The sequence below is a fragment of the Luteimonas chenhongjianii genome (genome assembly GCF_002327105.1).
In the GTDB taxonomy this organism is placed as follows: Bacteria; Pseudomonadota; Gammaproteobacteria; order Xanthomonadales; family Xanthomonadaceae; genus Luteimonas; species Luteimonas chenhongjianii.
The window spans coordinates 2,030,332-2,050,235 of the sequence record NZ_CP023406.1; the positions used below are offsets into that span (position 1 = coordinate 2,030,332).

14 protein-coding genes are annotated in these 19,904 nt (G+C 68.0%); 9 read left to right on the forward strand and 5 right to left on the reverse strand.

The genetic code is table 11. The features are described 5' to 3' along the window. The first annotated feature begins 19 nt into the window (after nt 1-19). From greA to CNR27_RS09305, 4 genes are all read left to right on the forward strand, one after another. A complete protein-coding gene (gene greA, locus CNR27_RS09290) occupies nt 20-484 on the forward strand; it encodes a transcription elongation factor GreA (protein WP_179948241.1) in 465 nt (154 codons plus the stop codon). A 249-nt stretch (nt 485-733) separates the two neighbouring features. Further along, nucleotides 734-1,711: a phosphoglycerate mutase gene (locus tag CNR27_RS09295; protein WP_096298189.1), complete on the forward strand. Its 978-nt coding sequence runs from the start codon at nt 734-736 to the stop codon at nt 1,709-1,711. After that, complete coding sequence (recJ, locus tag CNR27_RS09300) at nt 1,708-3,438, forward strand: single-stranded-DNA-specific exonuclease RecJ (protein ID WP_425435515.1); 1,731 nt, start codon at nt 1,708-1,710, stop codon at nt 3,436-3,438. Before CNR27_RS09295 ends, recJ begins: the two co-directional genes overlap by 4 nt. 160 nt (nt 3,439-3,598) lie before the next feature. After that, nucleotides 3,599-4,885, forward strand: a complete 1,287-nt coding sequence (locus tag CNR27_RS09305; RefSeq protein ID WP_157745382.1) for an ABC transporter substrate-binding protein — start codon at nt 3,599-3,601, stop codon at nt 4,883-4,885. Between the two features lie 81 nt (nt 4,886-4,966). Here the strand turns inward: CNR27_RS09305 and CNR27_RS09310 are convergent, their stop codons facing one another. Next, nucleotides 4,967-6,922, reverse strand: coding sequence for a tetratricopeptide repeat-containing diguanylate cyclase (locus tag CNR27_RS09310; protein WP_096298193.1), 1,956 nt, complete (start codon nt 6,920-6,922; stop codon nt 4,967-4,969). A 137-nt stretch (nt 6,923-7,059) separates the two neighbouring features. On the opposite strand from CNR27_RS09310, the gene prfB reads away from it, so the two are divergent. The 4 genes from prfB to CNR27_RS09330 all read left to right on the forward strand — a co-directional run bounded on the left by prfB (nt 7,060) and on the right by CNR27_RS09330 (nt 13,337). Beyond that, nucleotides 7,060-8,188 (forward strand): peptide chain release factor 2 gene (prfB, locus tag CNR27_RS09315; RefSeq protein ID WP_096298195.1). Its coding sequence is split into 2 segments (ribosomal slippage): nt 7,060-7,134 and nt 7,136-8,188, totalling 1,128 coding nucleotides; the frame shifts between segments, so codons are not numbered across the junction. Between the two features lie 231 nt (nt 8,189-8,419). Continuing rightward, a complete protein-coding gene (gene lysS, locus CNR27_RS09320) occupies nt 8,420-9,940 on the forward strand; it encodes a lysine--tRNA ligase (protein ID WP_096298197.1) in 1,521 nt (506 codons plus the stop codon). A 159-nt stretch (nt 9,941-10,099) separates the two neighbouring features. Then, nucleotides 10,100-11,155, forward strand: coding sequence for a response regulator (locus CNR27_RS09325; protein ID WP_096298199.1), 1,056 nt, complete (start codon nt 10,100-10,102; stop codon nt 11,153-11,155). A gap of 10 nt (nt 11,156-11,165) precedes the next feature. Further along, on the forward strand, nt 11,166-13,337 hold the full coding sequence (locus CNR27_RS09330; protein WP_096298201.1) for an ATP-binding protein: 2,172 nt from the start codon (nt 11,166-11,168) through the stop codon (nt 13,335-13,337). Nucleotides 13,338-13,346: 9 nt separating this feature from the next. Here the strand turns inward: CNR27_RS09330 and CNR27_RS09335 are convergent, their stop codons facing one another. Together CNR27_RS09335 and CNR27_RS09340 are read right to left on the reverse strand one after the other, a co-directional pair. Further along, on the reverse strand, nt 13,347-14,231 hold the full coding sequence (locus CNR27_RS09335) for a crotonase/enoyl-CoA hydratase family protein (RefSeq protein WP_096298203.1): 885 nt from the start codon (nt 14,229-14,231) through the stop codon (nt 13,347-13,349). Nucleotides 14,232-14,394: 163 nt separating this feature from the next. After that, nucleotides 14,395-16,074 (reverse strand): long-chain fatty acid--CoA ligase, encoded by a 1,680-nt coding sequence (locus CNR27_RS09340; protein ID WP_096298205.1) that lies wholly within the window; start codon nt 16,072-16,074, stop codon nt 14,395-14,397. A gap of 110 nt (nt 16,075-16,184) precedes the next feature. Between CNR27_RS09340 and CNR27_RS09345 the strand changes: the two genes are divergently transcribed. Then, nucleotides 16,185-16,724, forward strand: a complete 540-nt coding sequence (locus CNR27_RS09345) for a nuclear transport factor 2 family protein (RefSeq protein WP_157745385.1) — start codon at nt 16,185-16,187, stop codon at nt 16,722-16,724. An 18-nt stretch (nt 16,725-16,742) separates the two neighbouring features. Here CNR27_RS09345 and CNR27_RS09350 read toward each other — a convergent pair whose 3' ends face one another. Both CNR27_RS09350 and epmB read right to left on the reverse strand, forming a co-directional pair. Then, entirely contained in the window at nt 16,743-18,824 is a 2,082-nt protein-coding gene (locus tag CNR27_RS09350; protein WP_096300493.1) for an EAL domain-containing response regulator, read from the reverse strand. A gap of 23 nt (nt 18,825-18,847) precedes the next feature. After that, nucleotides 18,848-19,891 (reverse strand): EF-P beta-lysylation protein EpmB, encoded by a 1,044-nt coding sequence (gene epmB, locus CNR27_RS09355; protein ID WP_096298209.1) that lies wholly within the window; start codon nt 19,889-19,891, stop codon nt 18,848-18,850. Nucleotides 19,892-19,904 lie beyond the last annotated feature (13 nt).

Genomic DNA, 19,904 nt, shown 5'->3' on the forward strand with positions numbered 1-19,904 from the left:
CACGCCCATGCGCGCACCCATGACCATGCGCGGCGCCCAGCGCCTGCGCGAAGAGCTCGAGGAACTGAAGTCCGTCAAGCGTCCGGCGGTGATCGAGGCGATCGCCGAGGCGCGCGCGCACGGCGATCTCAAGGAGAACGCCGAGTACCACGCCGCCCGCGAGCAGCAGAGCTTCATCGAAGGCCGCATCAAGCAGCTGGAAGGCGAGCTCTCGCATGCCGACGTCATCGACGTGGCCAAGCTCAATGCCGGCGACAAGGTGGTGTTCGGCGCGACCGTGGTGATCGCCGACACCGAGACCGATGAAGAGAAGCGTTACCAGATCGTCGGCGACCTCGAGGCCGACATCAAGCAGGGCCTCATCGCGATCTCCTCACCGGTCGCCCGCGCCATGATCGGCAAGCACGAGGGCGACAGCGTCAGCATCGACGCGCCGGGCGGTACCCGCGAGTACGACATCATCAGCGTCGAGTACCTCGGCTAAAGGCGTGCCGGTCGTCTCCCGACACGCGATACCGGGCCCGGCCACGGGCAGGATGACGGGCGGGCCGGCGCGCCGGTCCGGGCGGTTCCCTCCAAGCCGATTCCAGGGCCGGATCGCCGGATCAGGCCTGCCTGCGCCGGATTCATGGTTGCCACGGGCGGCTGGCCGCGGGTGGGTATCCGCATGCCTGCGGGCCCCGGCCGTGCGCGGGCGCGGTGCGCCGCGTCCGGTGGCTGCGGGGACGCCCGCATGAGCGTCGTCACCTTCCTGCTGCCGGCGCCGGCGCGCTTCGGCGCCCAGCGCTGGCTGCCCGATGTCGCGCGCGCTTTCGGGCGCGCCGATGTGGCAACACAGACGCCGGGGCGACGCGCCCAGCTTGCGCGCCATGTCGACCTGCCCGACGGCAGCTGGCCGCTGGCCGCGCTGTCGCGACAGGTGGATGCGGGCGATGCGGGTGCGCCGGAAACGGCCTGGCTGCGCGCGGATCCCGCCTGGCTGCGTCCCGACATCAACGGCGTGCGACTGATGGCGCATGGTGATGCACTGGGCGTGAGCACCGACGACTGCGCCGCGCTGTTGCCGGCCTTGCAGGAGATGTTCGCCGACGCCGGCTTCCAGCTCGACGCGCCCGTGCCTGCACGGTGGTATCTGCGACTGCCGCGCGACACCCGCTTGCCCGCGTTTCCGGATCCATCCGACGCGCTGGGCACGGATCTGTCCGAATTCGAGGACACCAGCCCCGATGCCCGCCGCTGGCGTGCGCTCGGGAGCGAGGCGCAGATCCTGCTGCACAACCATCCTTGGAACGCGGCGCGTGCGGCTGCGGGCAGGCCGCCGATCAATGCGTTGTGGTTCTGGGGCGGCGGCACCTTGCCGGAGGCGCGCGCGGGCGGTGGAGCCGCGCCGCGACAGGTCTACACCGACGACGCGACCCTGCACGCGCTTGCTGCAGGCGCCGCCGGCGCGCAGGCATTGCCTTCACGCTGGCCGGACTTGGACCTGGACCTGGACCCTGGCGCGGCCGCGCTGTTCGACCTGAGCGCGCTGCGCGACCTGCGGCAATTGCAGGCCGACTGGTTGCAGCCGGCGCTGGCCGCCATGAAGCGCGGCCGCATTGCCGTGCTCACGCTCGACGACGAGGACGGGGGCGTATTCGCGCTTCGGCGCTGGCATCGCCTGCGCATGTGGCGCGCTCCGCGGACGCCGGCGGCGGCGAAGCCTTCGTGACGCGCCAGGCGCCGACCATCCGTCGCCGCGACGGCGTGCCCGGCGAGGGCTGGCCCGAGACCATGCCGGCGCTGCTGCGGCGCATCTACGCCAGCCGTGGCGCCCACGACATCACCGCCGCACAGCCGAAGCTCGCGCAGCTGCTGCCCCCGGACACGCTGTCGAACATCGACGCGGCCACGGAACTGCTCGCCGACGCGATCGCGTCAGGTGAACGCATCCTCGTCGTCGGTGATTTCGACTGCGACGGCGCGACCGCCTGCGCGGTCGCTGTCCGCGGTCTGCGCATGCTGGGCGCGCGTGACGTGGTCCATGCGGTGCCCAACCGGGTGACGCATGGCTACGGACTGTCGCCGGCCCTGGTCGAAACGCTCGCGCCGCTGTCGCCGGCCCTGCTGGTGACCGTCGATCACGGCATCGCCTGCCACGCCGGCATCGCTGCGGCCAGGGCGCTCGGCTGGCGCGTGCTGGTCACCGACCACCACCTGCCCGGAGACGTGTTGCCGCCGGCAGATGCGATCGTCAATCCCAACCTGCCGGGCGATGCGTTTCCGAGCAAGGTGCTCGCCGGCGTCGGCGTGATCTTCTACGTGCTGATGGCCCTGCGCGCCCGCCTGCGCGTGCAGGGCGACGCGCGGGCGACGGACGCCGATCTGGGCAGCCTGCTCGATCTGGTCGCGGTCGGTACCGTGGCCGACCTGGTGCCGCTCGATGCCAACAACCGCGCACTCGTTTCCGCCGGGCTGCGCCGCCTGCGTGCGCGACGCGGCTGCGCGGGCCTGCATGCGCTGATCGAGATTGCCGGACGGGAGGCTGCGCGCCTGACCGCCGCCGACATCGGCTTCGCGATCGGTCCGCGCATCAATGCGGCCGGTCGGCTCGAGGACATGGCGATCGGCATCGAATGTCTGCTCAGCGACGATGGCGTGCATGCGCGCGGTCTGGCCGACACGCTGCACCGGATCAATGCCGAGCGGCGCGCGGTGCAGCAGTCGATGCTCGACGATGCCGAGGCCGCCGTTGCGGCCCAGGTGCCGGTCGATCCTGCCGGCGCGGGCGTCTGCCTGTTCGATGCCGACTGGCATCCGGGCGTGGTCGGCCTGGTCGCCTCGAAGATGAAGGACACACTGCATCGCCCGGTCATCGCGTTCGCCCCGGCCGAACCGGGCAGCCCGCAACTGCGCGGCTCCGCCCGCTCGATTCCCGGCCTGCACATCCGCGACGTGCTGGCTGCGGTCGACGTCGCGCATCCCGGTCTGATCGAGCGCTTCGGTGGCCATGCGATGGCGGCCGGGCTGAGCCTGCAGCACGATCGTCTCGCGGCGTTCACCGCTGCCTTCGCGGCAGCCGTCGAACGCATGCTCGATCCGGCGCTGCTCCGGGCCGAGATCCTCACCGACGGCCCCTTGCGCGGTGAAGAGTTCGACATCGCCCACGCCGCGCACCTGCGCGATGCCGGGCCGTGGGGGCAGGGCTTCCCGGAGCCGCTGTTCGATGGCGAATTCGCCGTCGTGGACTGGCGCGTGGTCGGCTCCCGGCACCTGAAACTGACCCTGCGCCTCGATGGCCATGCGCGGCCGTTGTCGGCGATCCATTTCGGCGGCTGGCGCGAGATCGCGCCCGCTGCGCGCGAGCGTCTGGTGTACCGCCTCGCACCGGACGACTACCGAGGCGGCGATGCCGTGCAGCTCGTCGTCGAACACCGCGAGCCGCTGCCGACCGCCTGAGCCGTTCGACCGCGTGCGCCACCATGAATGCGGGTGCAGAATGCATCGCCGCGCATGCGGCTCAGCAGTCGCCGCTCCGGCGCTGCCGTCCAGCCGGGAGAGCTCATTGAAGACCGTCCAGACCTTGACCCTCGCCATTGCGCTTGCCATGGCACCCTCGATGTCTCCCGCCGCCGCCGTGGCCGAACCCGCCGATGCCCTGACGCTCGGCGCGGAACGTCGCGGGGAGATCACCAGCCGGTCCAGCCTCAATCACCAGGACGGCTCGCGCAGCCAGCTCTACCGCATCGATCTGCGCGAGGGCCAAGTCGTCGCCTTCAAGCTCGAGGGCGCGCTGCGTGGCAGGCTCACGGCCTTCCATGACGGTGATCTGGTCGCGACCTCCAATCCCGAGCGCGAATCGGCGCCACTGGTCGTGCGCGCCAGGCGAGCGGGCAGCTACACCATTGCCGTCAGCGGGGTCGATGCCAGTGCATATGGTCCGTTCACGTTGCAGGCCACGGCGATCGAGGCCTACAACGGCGAGACCCTGCGCGTGGGCGCGGCGATCAGTGACTGGACCGATGCGCGTCGCCAGCTGCCGCTGCAGATCGACGAGGCCGGCTTCTACACGATCGACATGATGTCCGACGATTTCGACTCGGTGCTCAAGCTCGATGGTCCTGGCGTTGCGCTGAGCAACGACGACGGCGGCGACGGCAGCAACGCGCGTATCAGCGCACGCCTCGCGCCGGGCACCTACACGCTGACGGCCGAAGGCTATGGCGGCGATCGCATCAACGGGCTGTACCAGATCCGCGTGGCCGCGCGTCCGCTGCCTGAAGGCGGCTTGCGGGAAGGCGGCGCACTGGACGTCGGCAGCACGTTGACCGGCCTGTACGAAGGCAACGCGCATGCGTACACGTTCTCGCTGCCGGCGCGTCGCGTCGTCCGCATCGACATGCGCAGCGACGAGATCGATCCGTTGATGCACCTGGCCGGCAACGGTGTGGAGAAGACCGACGACGACGGCGGCGACGGCCTCAACGCGCGCATCTCGATGCTGCTCGAGCCGGGCGACTACACGCTGCGCGCCGACGCTGCATCCGCGGGCGCCGGTCTGTACACGCTGGCGTTTGCTGCGTCAGAAGCGCCGGACAATGTCGGCGGCGGCACGCTGGCGGCGGGCCGTCCGATCGAGGCCACGTTGCTGCCCGGCATGACCGACCGCTGGACGTTCAACATCCGCAGCGCTGGCGAGTACGCCATCGCAATGCACTCCGACGACGTCGACAGCTATCTGCGCCTGAGCCGCGACGGCCAGGAAGTGGCGACCGATGACGATGGCGGCGGCGCATTGAATGCACGCATCGCACAGCGGCTCGAGTCGGGCAGCTATGTCGTCGAAGCTTCGTCGGTGGACGGCGACACCGGCGGCAATTACCGCATCTCGCTCGAGCGTCGCTGACTCCGGCGACCGGTTCTGCGCAGGGCGGGGCAGGGCCGGTCTGGCAGCAGATCGAGCGGACCGCACGATGCATCGCCGCGGTTATGGCCGTGATTGCGCCGCGGTGGGCTCCGCGTCCACTTCGGCTTCTCCGGCGCCCCAGTGAATCTGCGCCCGGCTGCTGCACGCGGCCGCGGCACCCGATGCGATCGCGGCTTCCGGGTCGCGCAGGATTTCCGCAATCGTCGCGTCAGTGACGGCATCGCTTCCCCACAGACCGGTCCACGCCGCGCGCCCGCCGCGCTTGGATGCGTAGAGCGCGCGGTCGGCCAGGCCGACTGCATCCTGCCAGCCACCGCGGCTCGTCGCACTGCCAGGAAGAAACGGCCAGCAGGCGAAGCCGAGCGAGATCGACAACGGCACTGCGCCCACCTCGTCGATCTCGAACGATGCGCCGCCGATCGCGTTCCCCAGCCGCTCGGCGATCTCGGTGGCGGCACGCAATTCGATGCCCGGGCAAGAGACCAGAAACTCTTCGCCACCCCAGCGCGCCACCAGGTCGCCCGGGCGACAGCAGTCGATCAGCCGGGCGGCAATCTGCACCAGGATCGCGTCACCGGTGGCGTGCCCGTAGCGGTCGTTGCATTGCTTGAAGTGGTCGACATCGATCAGGAACACCGCGTTGCGCAGCGCAGGCCGTGTCGGGAGCGGGGTGGCCCCCAGGCGGCGCATCGCGGCGCCGCGGTTCTCCAGCCCGGTCAGTCCATCGGCTGATCCGAGGTGATGCAGGCGCAGGTTGACCCGGCGCTGGTACCACCAGAATGCGAGCATCAGCACGGCCAGCACGATGGCGCAGATCACCGCGGCATTGCGCAGCCAGCGCGTGTGCATCAGGTTCAGCGCTTCGACCTGCTGCGCCTCGCGCAGCGCGATGATCTCGCGCTCGCGCACCTGGTCCAGCAGTTTCGCCTGCAGCCCGGCCAGGCTGTCGAGGTTCTGCGAGCGCAGGTTCCGGACCTCCGACCCCAGCAGGGCCTCCTGCGCATCCAGCGCTTCTTCGAACCTGCCGCCCGCGCGCAAGGCTGCGATTTTCGCCCGCACCGCATCGCTGTACTCCCTGCACGGCTGCGCCGTGCCGACCAAGGCCATCGCGTGTTCCGCGTGCGTGCGCGCCACGTCCGGCGTGCCGTCGTCGAGCGCAAGCCTGGACATGCGCAGCAGGGTGATGGCAGCGCCCGCCCGGTCACCGGACTCGGACTGCAGGTCGGCGATGCGCCGCAGCTCGACCATGGCGGACGCGGTTCCGCCCTTTGCCAGCCGGGACCGGATGGCGATGCGCTCGGCGCGCGCACGACGCCCGATGTAATCGTCGTCGTCTCCCAACTGCGCAGCGGCGTCGAAGTTGACCAGGGCGTCGCGGTCTCGGCCCGCACGCAGGTAGTTCAGGCCGCGGTTCAAGTGCAGCAGGACCGTCTGCTTTTCGGGCAGATCCGAGCCGGCGATGATCTCGTCGGCCTGCTCGAAGAATCGCTCGGCAGCCTCGTAGGATTCGAGTTCTTCGCTGTAGATGCTGCCGACGTTGATCAGCATCACGGTCTGGGCGATGGCGGATTCGTCGAGTTCCGCCGCTTCGTACGCGCGAATGTAGAGATCGAGCGCGCGCGGGATGAAGCCGACGCTATGCAGGGTCGATCCGGCATTGGACAGCGCGCGCAGCTGGAACGCGGGCGGCATGGGATGCGCCTGCAGCAGCGATTCGACGCGATCGACCGATGCGCTAGCGCGCCTGCCGTCACCGAGCAACGCCGCGGCGCGGCCGAGGCAGCTCTGCAGCTTCATCTCTTCATCGTGTGCCAGCGGGCCGCGCGCGAGGACCGCGTCGGCAAGTTGCAGCGCGGCCGCGGGATCGTGCTGTCGCAGCTCGAAGCAGCGATCGATGTCGGCGGCGGCAGACACCGGAGTCGGCGGCGTCAACGCCGAAACCGGTGCGATCCAGGCCAGCGTCGCGCCCGCCAGAGCGGCGGCCAGCCGGAACGTCCATCTTGTGCGTGTGGTCATGTGGTCGCGTTGTCCTGCCAGGGTCCCCGTTGGCAAGCATCGAGTCTAAACAGATTCGCTATGCACCTGCCCGGGCGCGGTGCGCGGCATGGCCGAGGACTTGTTAGAATCCCCGGTTTTCCGCGGTTCCCAATCCCATGCTTGAACTCAATCCCGTTCGCCAGCGCATCGCCGACCTTCGCGGTCGGCTGGATGCGCTCAGGGGGTTTCTTTGACTACGACGCCCGTCGCGAGCGTCTGGAAGAAGTCGAGCGCGAGCTCGAAGACCCGAACATCTGGAACGATGCCGAGCGCGCACAGGCGCTGGGCCGCGAGCGTTCGTCGCTCGACAAGACCGTCAACGGCATCCGCAGCCTGACCGAGGGGCTGGAAGGCGCCAGTGAACTGCTGGAGCTGGCCGAATCGGAGAATGACGAGGACACCGCGCAGGCGGTGGTCGAGGACGTCGAACGCTTCGGCAGCGAGGTCGACAAGCTGGAATTCCAGCGCATGTTCTCCGGCGAGCTGGACCACGCCGCAGCGTTCGTCGACATCCAGGCCGGCGCCGGTGGCACCGAGGCCCAGGACTGGGCCGAAATGCTGCTGCGCATGTATCTGCGCTGGGCGGAAAGCCGCGGCTGGAAGGCCGAGCTGATGGAGGTTTCCGGCGGCGAAGTCGCGGGCATCAAGTCCGCGACCGTGCGGATCGAGGGCGATTTCGCCTACGGCTGGCTCAAGACCGAGATCGGCGTGCACCGGCTGGTGCGCAAGTCGCCGTTCGACTCCGACAACCGCCGGCATACCAGTTTCACATCGGTGTTCGTATCGCCGGAAGTCGACGACAACATCGAGATCGACATCAACCCCGCCGATCTGCGTACCGACGTGTACCGCTCGTCGGGCGCCGGTGGCCAGCACGTCAACAAGACCGAGTCGGCGGTGCGCATCACCCACATCCCGACCAATACCGTCGTCGCCTGCCAGACCGGGCGCAGCCAGCACCAGAACCGCGACACCGCGATGAAGATGCTGGCCGCCAAGCTCTACGAGCTGGAACTGCAGAAGCGCAATGCGGAGAAGGACGCGCTGGAAGCCACCAAGTCCGACATCGGCTGGGGCAGCCAGATCCGCAACTACGTGCTCGACCAGAGCCGCATCAAGGATCTGCGGACCGGCGTGGAGCGCAGCGATACGCAGAAGGTCCTCGACGGCGATCTCGACGAGTTCGTCGAGGCCGCGCTCAAATCCGGCCTCGAGGCCGGCGCCAAGCGCACCGACGCGAGCTGAGTTTCCAGAGCCAACCCATGGCCGCGCGGTTGCGGCCTGGTGGTCCGTGTCGAGGTTCATCTGGCGCACACGGACCGTCAATGCGCCACTCCGTACGATGGCGCCTTCCCGGCGTCCGGTCGCGCAACGACCGGACGGTCCGCCCCCCGGCAGCCGGCCTTTCATGCCCGGCGTCCGTATTCACCTCCGCGTTTCGATGCAGATCCGCGGTTCCACTTCGCAGAGATCGCCATGAACCAGCAACCCGCCAATCCGCAGCCCGTCGACGAGAACGCTCTGATCGCGGAGCGTCGCAGCAAACTGGCCGCGCTACGCGGGCAGGGCGTGGCCTTCCCGAACGATTTCCGGCGCCGTGACGAGGCCGGCGCATTGCAGGCGCGCTACGGTGATGCCGAGCGCTGGAGCGGCGAGGCGCTGGAGGCCGAGGGGGTGCGGGTCGCCGTGGCCGGGCGGCTCATGGCCAAGCGGCTCATGGGCAAGGCCGCATTCGCGCAGATCCAGGATGTGAGCGGCCGACTGCAGCTGTTCCTTCAGTCGTCGACGCTGGGCGATCGTTACGACGCATTCAAGACCTGGGACGTGGGCGATATCGTCGCCGCCGAAGGCACGCTGATGCGGACGAAGACCGGAGAGCTTTCGGTCAAGGTCGAGACGATCCGCCTGCTGACCAAATCGTTGCGCCCGTTGCCGGACAAGTGGCATGGCCTGTCCGACGTCGAGCAGCGTTACCGCCAGCGTTACGTCGACCTGATCGTCTCGCCGGAAGCACGCGCGGTGTTCGTCAAGCGCTCCCGGATCATCTCCGCGATCCGCCAGTGGCTCGACAGCCGCGACTTCCTCGAAGTCGAAACGCCGATGATGCATTACGTCGCCGGCGGCGCCGCAGCCAAGCCGTTCATGACCCACCACAACGCGCTCGGCCTCGACCTGTACCTGCGCGTCGCGCCCGAGCTTTATCTCAAGCGTCTGGTCGTGGGCGGTTTCGAACGGGTCTACGAGATCAACCGCAACTTCCGCAACGAGGGCGTGTCGACCCGGCACAACCCGGAGTTCACGATGCTCGAGCTCTACGAGGCCTACGTGGCCTACGAGGAGATCATGGACCTGGCCGAGGGGCTGATCCGCGATGTGGCGAAGCAGGCGGTCGGTACCACGGCGCTGGAGTGGGACGGCCATGCGATCGATGTCGGTCCGGCGTTCCGCCGCTGGAAGCTCGAGGAAGCCGTGCGCGAACTCAATCCGGAGATCACGGTTGCCGACTGCCGCGACCGTGACGCCCTGGCCGCGCACTGCGCGCGCCTGGGGCTGCACGTCAAGGCCGGCGACGGCTGGGGCAAGCTGCTGCTCGAGATCTTCGAAGAGACTGTCGAGGCCGGCCTGATCCAGCCGACCTTCATCACCCATTATCCGGTCGAGGTCTCGCCGCTGGCGCGCGAGTCCGATGACGAAGCAGGTATCACCGACCGCTTCGAACTGTTCATCGGCGGCAAGGAGTTCGCCAACGGATTTTCCGAGCTCAACGATCCCGAGGACCAGGCCGCGCGCTTCCGCGCCCAGGTCGATGCGCGCGCCGGCGGCGACGACGAGGCCATGCACTACGACGCCGACTACATCCGTGCGCTGGAGGTCGGATTGCCGCCGACCGGCGGGCTGGGCATCGGCATCGATCGTCTGGTGATGCTGCTGACCGGCTCGGCATCGATCCGCGACGTGCTGCTGTTTCCCTATATGCGACCGCAGGTTGACGGCTGAGGGCCCCAGCTGCCCCCGCCAGACGGCCATCCGGGCCGCGCCACGAGTTGGACATCCCGGTGCGGCGGGGCCGGAATGGCGGATGTTGCTGGCGCGGGACTTGCTTCGGATGAACCCCGGCCGCGATGATGCGGCTGGGATCACTGGAGGAAGCTCGGCATGAACATCGTCATCGTCGACGATCAGACGTCCGCGAGGACCATGCTGCGTCACATCCTCGAGGACATCAGTCCCGAGCTGGAAGTGTTCGACTTCGGAGATCCCGAGGTCGCGCTGCGCTGGTGCGAGGACCACCGCGCCGACCTGCTGCTGCTCGACTACCGGATGCCGATCGTCGATGGGCTGGAATTCGCCCGGCGGTTCCGGCGGCCGATGCTGCATCGCGACGTGCCGATCGTCCTGGTCACCGTGGTCGGCGACGAGCCGATCCGCCAGGCGGCGCTGGAGGCGGGGGTCATCGATTTCCTGGTCAAGCCGGTCCGTCCTCGCGAGTTGCGGGCACGCTGCCGCAACCTGCTGCAGTTGCGGCAGCAATCCGAATCGGTGAAGCAGCGCGCGCTTTCGCTGGAGCAGCGCCTGCTCAAGAGCATGCACGAGGTCGAGGAGCGCGAACGCGAGACCCTGACCCGGCTGGCGCGGGCGATCGCGTATCGCGACGCCAGCACGAGCGCCAACCTCGAACGCGTTGCTGCGGTCGCGGGCATGGTCGCCGAGGCGATGGGGCTGTTCGAGGACGAGGTGCGGATGATCGAGCTGGCTGCGCCGCTGCACGATATCGGCAAGATCGCGATCCCCGACGCCATCCTGATGAAGCCCGGTCCGCTGACCGCCGAGGAGATGGCGACGATGCGTGAACACCCGCAGATCGGCTACGAGCTGCTCAGCAACAGCCAGAATCGCTTCATCCAGCTCAGCGCCCTGATCGCGCTGCGGCATCAGGAACGCTTCGACGGCACGGGCTATCCCGATGGTCTGGCCGGTGAGCAGATTCCGCTCGAGGCACGGATCGTCGCGATTGCCGACGTGTTCGACGCCCTGATGTCCAAGCGCCCCTACAAGCGCGCCTGGTCGATCGAGGAGGCGCTCGCCTACATCGCCGAGAACAGCGGGCGGCATTTCGATCCTCGCTGCGTGGAGGCGATGCTTGCGAACGTGCCCCGTCTGGAGCTGATCTGTGCGCGCTTCGGCGGGCGCCCGGCGGGATCGCTGCAGTGATCCGCCCGGGATGAACGCCGTCAGCTGGCTGGAGGATCGACTGTCGGGCCGCCCCGACAGCGAGCATGGCCAGGCATCGATCCGGCTCGCCCTGCTGTTCGTGGTGCTGGTCTTTCTGCTATGGACGGACCACACCGGAACCCGTCTGCCTGCCTTCGAGCAGGTCATGGCGATGGTGATCGTGGGCTTCTGCATCGGTGCGACATTGCTGATGTGGATCGTCGCGCGCCCGGAAACTTCGCATCCGCGCCGCGTGGTCGGAATGTTTTCCGATTACGGCCTGATGGGCGCGGCCATGACCGTGATGGGTGGGCCGATCGGCTGGGTGTACGTGCTGATCCTGTGGGTCACCGTGGGCAACGGCCTGCGCTTCGGCAATCGCTACCTCTATGCGGCGATGACCATGGCGGCCATCAGCTTCGGCAGCGTGCTGATGCTTACCCCGTACTGGCACGCGAATCTCAGTCTTGGCATCGGCCTGCTGATCGGCCTTGTCGCGATACCGCTGTACCTGTCGGGCCTGCTGCGCGACCTGACCAATGCCACCAGCGAGGCCAAGCGCGCCAGCGAGGCCAAAAGCCGCTTCCTGGCCAATATGAGTCACGAATTCCGCACGCCGCTCAACGGCCTGGCGGGTGTGTCCGAACTCCTGGCGACCACCCGGCTCGACGACGAGCAGCGCGAATATCTGGGCACCATACGCGCGTCCACCTCGAGCCTGCTCTCGCTGGTCGAGGACGTGCTGGACATTTCCGCGATCGAAGCGGGCAAGCTGCGCGTCGTCGTGCAGCCGTTCTCGCTGCGCGAGGTGGTCAACAGTGTCGATCTGGTGCTGCAGCCCGGAGCGCGCGCCAAGCGCCTGGACTACGTGTCCACGGTCGCCGACGACGTGCCGGACCTGCTGCTCGGGGATCCGGCCCATCTGCGCCAGGTGCTCACGAATCTGGTCGGAAACGCGGTCAAGTTCACCCGCGCCGGTTCGGTCCGGTTCGACGTGGGCACCGCCTCCGGCCCGTCGGACACGCTGCGGCTGAAGTTCACCGTCGCAGACACGGGCATCGGCATTCCCGCTTCGGCCAGGGCCCGGTTGTTCGAGGCCTTCGAGCAGGCCGATACGACCCTCTCCCGTGGCTTCGGCGGCACAGGCCTCGGGACCAGCATCGCCAAGCGCCTGACCGAGGCAATGGGCGGGACGATCGGATTCGAAAGCACCGAGAACGCGGGCAGCCGTTTCTGGGTGGAACTGCCGTTCGAGCAGGTGGATGCGCTCGGCGCGGCAGGCCCGGACCAGGCCGGTTTGCTGGAGCCCGTGACGCGTATGGATACGCAGCCGGTCAATGTCATCGCGTTCAGCGATCCCTTCATGCGCCATCGTCTGCGCGTGCGCAGCATGCGCGTGCTGATCGCCGACGACCATGCGGCCAACCGCATGGTGCTGGAACGCCTGCTGCAGAAGGCCGGCCACAGCGTGACGAGTGTGACCGGTGCCGAGGACGTGCTCGATGTGCTGGCCAGTGACGACCATGACGCGATCGTCGTGGATCTGCACATGCCCGGCATGAGCGGCCTGGACATGTTGCGGCAGATGCGGGTGATGGAGGCAGGTTCCGCGCGCACGCCGGTGATCGTGCTCAGCGCCGACGTCACGCCGTCATCGATCGCGAACTGCCGGAAGGCCGGGGCCTACGCCTTTCTGGCCAAGCCGGTGGTCGCCTCGCGCCTGCTGGACCTCCTGGCGGACATCGCGGTGCCCGGGTCGCGACCGGTGCGCGAGGCCGATCCGATTCCGGTGGCGGCGGCGCCACGCGATGGCGTCCTCGACACCGGCGTGCTCGAAGAACTCGCATCGCTCGGTCTGGGCGACAACTTCGTGGTCACCTTCGTCGCCCAGTGCATGGACGATGCGCGCACCTGTCTGGCGGGGATCGATCAGGCCGGGCAGGGGGAAGACTGGTCTGCGATGCGCGACCATGCGCACGCGCTCAAGGGCGTATCGGGCAACGTCGGGCTGGTGCAGCTGGCGGCTGGCAGTGGCGAGATCATGGCGCTGCCGGACTGGGAGCTGCGACGCGAATGGCGCCGACGTCTCGACACGCTCGCGGCGCAGTTCGACGAGGGCGGTCGCGCCCTTCGCGCGCGCGGACAGGCTGGGTCCGCGCGCGACCGGGGAAGGGAGTGCTGATCTGGTAGATCAGCGGGCAGCGGCACCGGCGTTGGGCAGGTAGCTGCGACGGGTTTGTGCCTTGACGATGCGGTCCATCGTTCTCAGCGAGCGGTCGTCGAGTGCGAGCGCGGTATCCACCCAGACCTCGGTGATCCGCATGAGCTCGTCGAAGCCGACCGGCTGCGCGATACCGCGCACGGTGTTGAGGGCGATGTGCGCATGGGGTGCGCGCTGCTGCCGGCGGACCAGGTCCGCAACCGCAGCCGGGCCTTCGCCGCGCGGCACGAGGACGTCGACCACGCCCATCTCGTGCATCTCTTCGGCGCTGAAGAGGTTGCCTTCGAGAATGATGCGCTCGGCAAGTTGCGGCGCCACCCGCTTGCTGAGGAACGAATAGGCGCCCATGCCCGGGAACAGCCCGAACAGCACTTCGGGCAGGCCCATCTGGGCGCCTGCTTCGGCGACGATCGTCTGGCACGAGAGCGCAAGTTCGAAGCCGCCGCCCAATGCATCGCCCTGGACCAGCGCAATCATCCGCACGTCTCCACCAAGGCCCGAATGGATGTGGTGGACGCCGTCCACGCACTTGCGGGCGTAGGCCAGCAGATGTTCGCGGTCCGCGGCCCGGATCAGCTGGGCGAAGAGGGCAAGATCACCGCCGAGATTGAACGCGTCGGCGTCGGAGGCGACCACCACGTGGCGGAGGCGACCGGGCTGGCGCTGCTGCTCGCGCAGGGTGATGGAATTGAGGAAGCTCCACATGTCGTCCATGAGGCCGGGCCGGAAGCAGGGGCGATCCCCTGCGGCCAGCTGGCTGTGCATGTACATCCAGTGGACGAGATTGGCCGGATCCGACTCCACCCGCATGTTCGGGTATGGGCGGATGCGCAACAGTTGTTCGACATTGTTCATGGTGATCCCCTTGCAGAGGACCCCACCGGCCGGGCCCCGGCAGGGCCCGATTGATACAGATATGCCCGATAGCGCTTCTATGCGCTCATCGGGCCAACAGGGCAAGGATTTCGCCGCCTCCGTCACAGAATGCGGCGGAACCCAGCCTGTTATGTGATGCGCGTCACGCTTTCTTTGGTTCGTCCCGCAATTCGCGCCGCAGGATCTTGCCGACGTTGGTCTTGGGCAGCTCGTTCCGGAACTCGACGATGCGCGGGTGCTTGTAGCCGGTCAGGTGCTGGCGCGCGTGGGCCTTGACCTGCTCGGCAGTCAGCGTCGGATCCTTGCGGACGATGATGACCTTCACCGCTTCACCTGATTTCTCGTCATCCACACCGATCGCCGCCACCTCGAGCACGCCCGGCATCATCGCGATGACGTCCTCGACCTCGTTGGGATATACGTTGAATCCGGACACCAGGATCATGTCCTTCTTGCGATCGACGATATAGAAGAAGCCCTTCTCGTCCATGCGGGCCATGTCGCCGGTATGCAGCCAGCCGTCCGCATCGATCGCATCGGCGGTGTCCTGGGGGCGCTGCCAGTACCCCTTCATCACCTGCGGGCCGCGGATGCACAGCTCGCCGACTTCGCCGACAGGCAGCATCGCGCCGTCTTCATCCTTGATGCAGGCATCGGTCGACGGCACCGGCAAGCCGATCGAGCCGTTGTACTCGGGCAGATCCATGGGATTGATGCACGCGGCGGGCGAGGTCTCGGTCAGCCCGTAGGCCTCGACCAAGGTCACGCCGGTGACCTTCTTCCAGCGTTCGGCGACGGCGCGCTGCACGGCCATGCCGCCGCCCAGCGTGAGCCGGAGCGGGCTGAAATCGATCTCGGAAAAACCTGGTGTGTTGAGCAAGCCGTTGAACAGCGTGTTGACACCGGTGATCGCCGTGAAGGGCTCACGCTTGAGCTCCTTGACGAAGCCCGGCATGTCGCGCGGATTGGTGATCAGGATGTTCTTGGCCCCGAGCCGCATGAAGACCAGCCCGTTCGCTGTCAACGCGAAGATATGGTAGAGCGGCAGCGCGGTGACGATGGTTTCCTGGCCCGGTCGCGCGCGCGGACCGATCCATTCCGAGGCCTGCAGCATGTTGGCGACGAGATTGCGATGGGTGAGCATCGCGCCCTTGGCTACGCCCGTGGTGCCGCCCGTGTACTGCAGGAAGGCGATGTCGTCTAGGGTGATGGTGACCGGCGGCAGCTCGTGCTCGTGCCCGAGTGCGAGCGCCTCGCGGAAGCGGATCGCGCCGTGGATGGCGTAATCGGGAACCATCTTCTTCACGTACTTGAGCACGAAGTTGACGATCGGACCCTTCGGGAAACCGAGCAGGTCGCCAAGGCCGGTGGTGATGACCTGTTTGACCTGGGTATCAGGCAGCACGTCCTGGACGGTCTTGCCGAAGTTGTCCATGACCAGCACTGCGGACGCACCCGAGTCCACCAGCTGGTGGCGCAGCTCGCGCGCGGTGTACATCGGATTGGTATTCACCACCGTCAGCCCGGCGCGCAGGACGCCGAACGTCGCGATCGGGTACTGGAGGCAGTTGGGCATCATGATCGCGACGCGATCGCCCTTCTTGAGCTTGAGTTCGCCGAGCAGATACGCCGCAAAATCGCGGCTGCGCGCGTCGAGTTCACCGTAGGTGAGCGTCTTGCCCATGTTGGAGAAGGCGACGTTGTCGCGGAATTTCGCGATCGCCTCGTCGAGGACTGCCGGAACCGAGCCATACTGCTCGGGATCGATCTCCGCCGGTACGCCTGCAGGATAATTCGCCAGCCACGGGCGTCGCTCGGTCATGCATTCCTCTCCCAGATTGAAGGCCGTCACTCGGACTGGCGAACGTGCCTGTGCAATGCGCCAGATTGGAGCATAGGCACCGGGGGGAGGCAAGGCGCGTCGCGGCGTAAATGCAGGAGTTCGGTGCATGGTCGCTGCGAAAATGCCGACGTTTGCCACAACCCGGAGCCTCCATGCCATTGCCATATCCCACTGTGTCCCGCTGGAGGATTGCCGTTCCGGCCGCGATACTGGTGCTGCTTGCGACGACGCTGGTCGCCTGCGGCGGCGCGTCGTCCCCCGAAGAAGCGGTTCGTTCGCAGGTCGCGGCGCTGCAGTCGGCGATCGAGGAGCGCAGCGCATCCGCCGTGGCCGAGCTGCTCGACGAGGATTTCATCGGGCCGCAGAACATGGACCGCCGCGCGGCGCGGCAGATGGCTGCAGCCCTGATGCTGCGCCATCAGCGAATCGGGGTGATCACCGGCCCGCTGGACGTGCAGCTCCAAGGCGAGGATCGCGCGCTCGTGCGAGCGCGCGCCGCGCTCACGGGCGGCGAGGGGAGCGCACTTCTGCCCGACAGCGCGCAGGCCTGGCGGATCGAAAGCGGATGGCGGTTGCGCGGCGGCACATGGCGTATCACCAGCCTGACCTGGACGCCGGCCCTGCAATAGGGCCGGCGAGCGGCGACGCTAGTCGAAGTCGTACTGCATGCCGGGCCCTGCTGCGGCCAGGAAGTTGCCCTGCACGTAGTCGATCTCGGCGCCGAACAGGATCGACATGCTCGCTGCGTCCTGCACGAACTCGGCGATGGTGCGGATACCGAACTCGCGTGCACGCCGGGCGATCTCGCCGATCCGCTGCTGGTTCTCGGTATTGGTGGGCAGATCGTCGGTGAAGCTGCGATCGAGCTTGAGCAGATGCGGTTGCAGGTGGCTGAGCAGCTGGAACGAGTCGAGGCCAACACCGAACTGCTCGAGGGCGAAACGACCGTCGAAACGGGCGATGCGCGCCGCGAAGGCCTGGGCCGCCTTGAGGTGGGTGAACACCTTCGATTCGGGTAGCTGCAGCACCAGGTACTCGCCCGGCACCTGCTGTTCGGCGAGCTGTGCCCCGACGAAGTCGGCGAAGGCATCGCCGTCCAGCGAGGCCTGGCTGACCTTGACCAGCAAGGTGGTGGGTTGGCCGGCGCGGAGGCGTTGCGCGATCGCCGCGATCGCCCGCGAGGCCACGTACCGGTCGATCTCGGCGAGCATGCCGTTGTCTTCTGCGATCTGCAGGAAGGTGCTCGGAGGGATCAGTTCGCCGTCGCCGCCGTCGAGTCGCAGAAGGATCTCGTAGACCGCGGCGTTGTCGCCCTGCAGGTTGATGATCGGCTGGTAATGCAGCACGAACCCGTCTGCATCGAGTGCGCCGCGCAGCCGGGCCACCCAGGCCTGGACGCGCTCTTCCTCGACGCGGTCGACCGCGCTGGGGTCGAACACTTCGCAGCGATTGCCGCCGGTGCCCGATGCGGACTCCAGCGCGTTGCTGGCGCGCGCAAGGACCTGGGCGACGTTGGCGATCTTCTCGCCGACCTGGACGCCGCCGATGCTGATGGTGACGGTGCTCGAGCGTTCGGCGATCTCGACCACATGGTCGGCGAACCCGGCGCGCAGGCGCTCGGCGGTCGTCACCGTTGCGTGGTAGTCGCTGGCGCGCAGCAGGACCGCCAGGGTATGGCCGCCATAGCGGGCGACGGTCGCGTCGTCCCCGAGCAGGGAGCGCAGGCGCGCGGCGACGGCCGCCAGCAGATCGTCGGCATGGTCGAGCCCGATGTCGGCGAGCAACTGCTGGTGGTGGTCCGGCTCGAGCATCAGGAAGCCGTACTGCACGTCGGACTGCGCCGCGTCATCGACCGCATCCTCGATCGCGCGCAGGAACGTGGGCCGGTTCAGCAGCCCGGTGACCTGGTCGCGGTGGCGCAGTTCCTCGAGCTCCAGCACGAGGTCGGCACCGATCTCTTCGCGCCGGCGCAGGATCACCTGCAGGCAGGGCTCGCCCTCGTACTGCGCCGCGGTGAATTCCATCGCGGCCGGGAACGCTTTGCCGTCCAGGCCGCGCGCCTCGATCTCGTGTCGGGGCGGGGGCGGCTCGCCCTTGCTCAGGGATTTGAGCAAAGTCTTGAAGGAGTCGACGTGCTGCGGCGCGACCATGTCGAGCAGCGAGACCCCCTCCATGTCCTCGAAACTCTCGTAGCCGAACACTTCCAGATAGGCCGTGTTCGCGCGGATATGCATGCCCTCGTGGATGTAGGCGATCGCATCGCGCGACGAATCGATCAGTGCATCGCAGCGGCGTTCGGTCTCGCGCACCCGCGCTTCAAGCCTGCGCAGGCTGCGGCGCGCATCGCGATCGGCCCAAGCCTCGCGCACGCAGGCAAGCACCTGCTGGGGCGTGTGCCGGAGCGCGACGGCGCGGGCGCCCGACTGGATCGCGTCCACATAGTCGGCCTCCACCAGCGCATCGACCAGGGCGATCACCGGCAGGTCGCGACCGCTGTCGGCGACCCGCTGCATGACCTGCGGGAACGGCAGCATGCTGGATCCACGCGCGGCGATGACCACGTCCGGAGACTGGCTGCCGATCATGCGGCCGAGCTCGTCGTCGGATTCGGGCCGCAGTGGACGCACGGCGATGCCGGCGTTGCGCAGTCCGCTGGCGATCGCTTCCGCATTCTCGACGAGGTCGTCGACGATCAGCAGGCGCAGGGCAGTGTCGGCTCGGGTCGACATTTGGGTCTCCATGACAGACCGCCTTATGCCATGGGGGGCGCAATCCGTCCATCAGCGGCGGCGCTGATCGCGCGCTTGGATGCATCGCCTGCGACCTCGCGCACAAGACGGGGCACGAGATATCCGGAATGGCGCGCCACGAGGGCCGCATGCAGCGCGAGCGCGGTCTCGTCGTCGACTTCGAAATGCGCGGCGCCGGCCACCCGGTCGAGCTGATGCAGGTAATAGGGCAGTACCCCGGCATCGAAGCTGCGCTCAGCCAGGGCGGCGAGCGCGTCCACATCGTCGTTGACCCCCCGCAGCAGCACGGCCTGGTTGAGCACGGTGGCGCCGGTCGCGCGCAGGTCGCGCATTGCGGTATCCACCGAGGTATCGAACTCATTGGCGTGGTTGGCGTGCACGACGATCGCGACGGGCCAGGGCAGGGACGCGAGCCATCCGGTCAGCTCGGCGTCCACGCGTTCGGGCAGCACGATCGGCAGGCGCGTATGCAGCCGCAGGCGGCGCACGTGCGGCAGCTCGCGCAGCGCTTCGGTGAGTTCGGCCAGCTTCGCGGTGGCCAGCGACAGGGGGTCGCCACCCGACAGCAGGACCTCCTCGATGCTCGGGTCGGCCGCGATCGCCGCGATCGCCTCGCGCCATGCACCCGCCGCCGCGGTCTCCTCCGCATAGGGGAAATGACGGCGGAAGCAGTAGCGGCAATGCACCGCGCAGCTGCCGGTCGCGACCAGCAACGCACGGCCGGCGTACTTGTGGATCACGCCTGGCCCAACTTTGGCCGCGCCATCGCCGACCGCGTCGAGCGTGAAGCCGGGCACGGGACGCATCTCCGCGTCCAGTGGCAGGACCTGGCGCAGCAAGGGGTCGTGCGGGTCTCCGTGGCGCATGCGGGCCACGAAACCGCGTGGTACGCGCAACGGGAACTGTGCGGCGGCTTCGGACGAGACGCCGAGCGCCAGGTCCTGGAGGCCGAGCAGGGCGAGCAGCTCGCGCGGGTCGCGGACAGCCTCGCGCCAGGCCTGCTGCCAGCGGCGCGGCTGCATCGGAAGAAGGGCTGCGGGTATCATGTGCGATTGGATC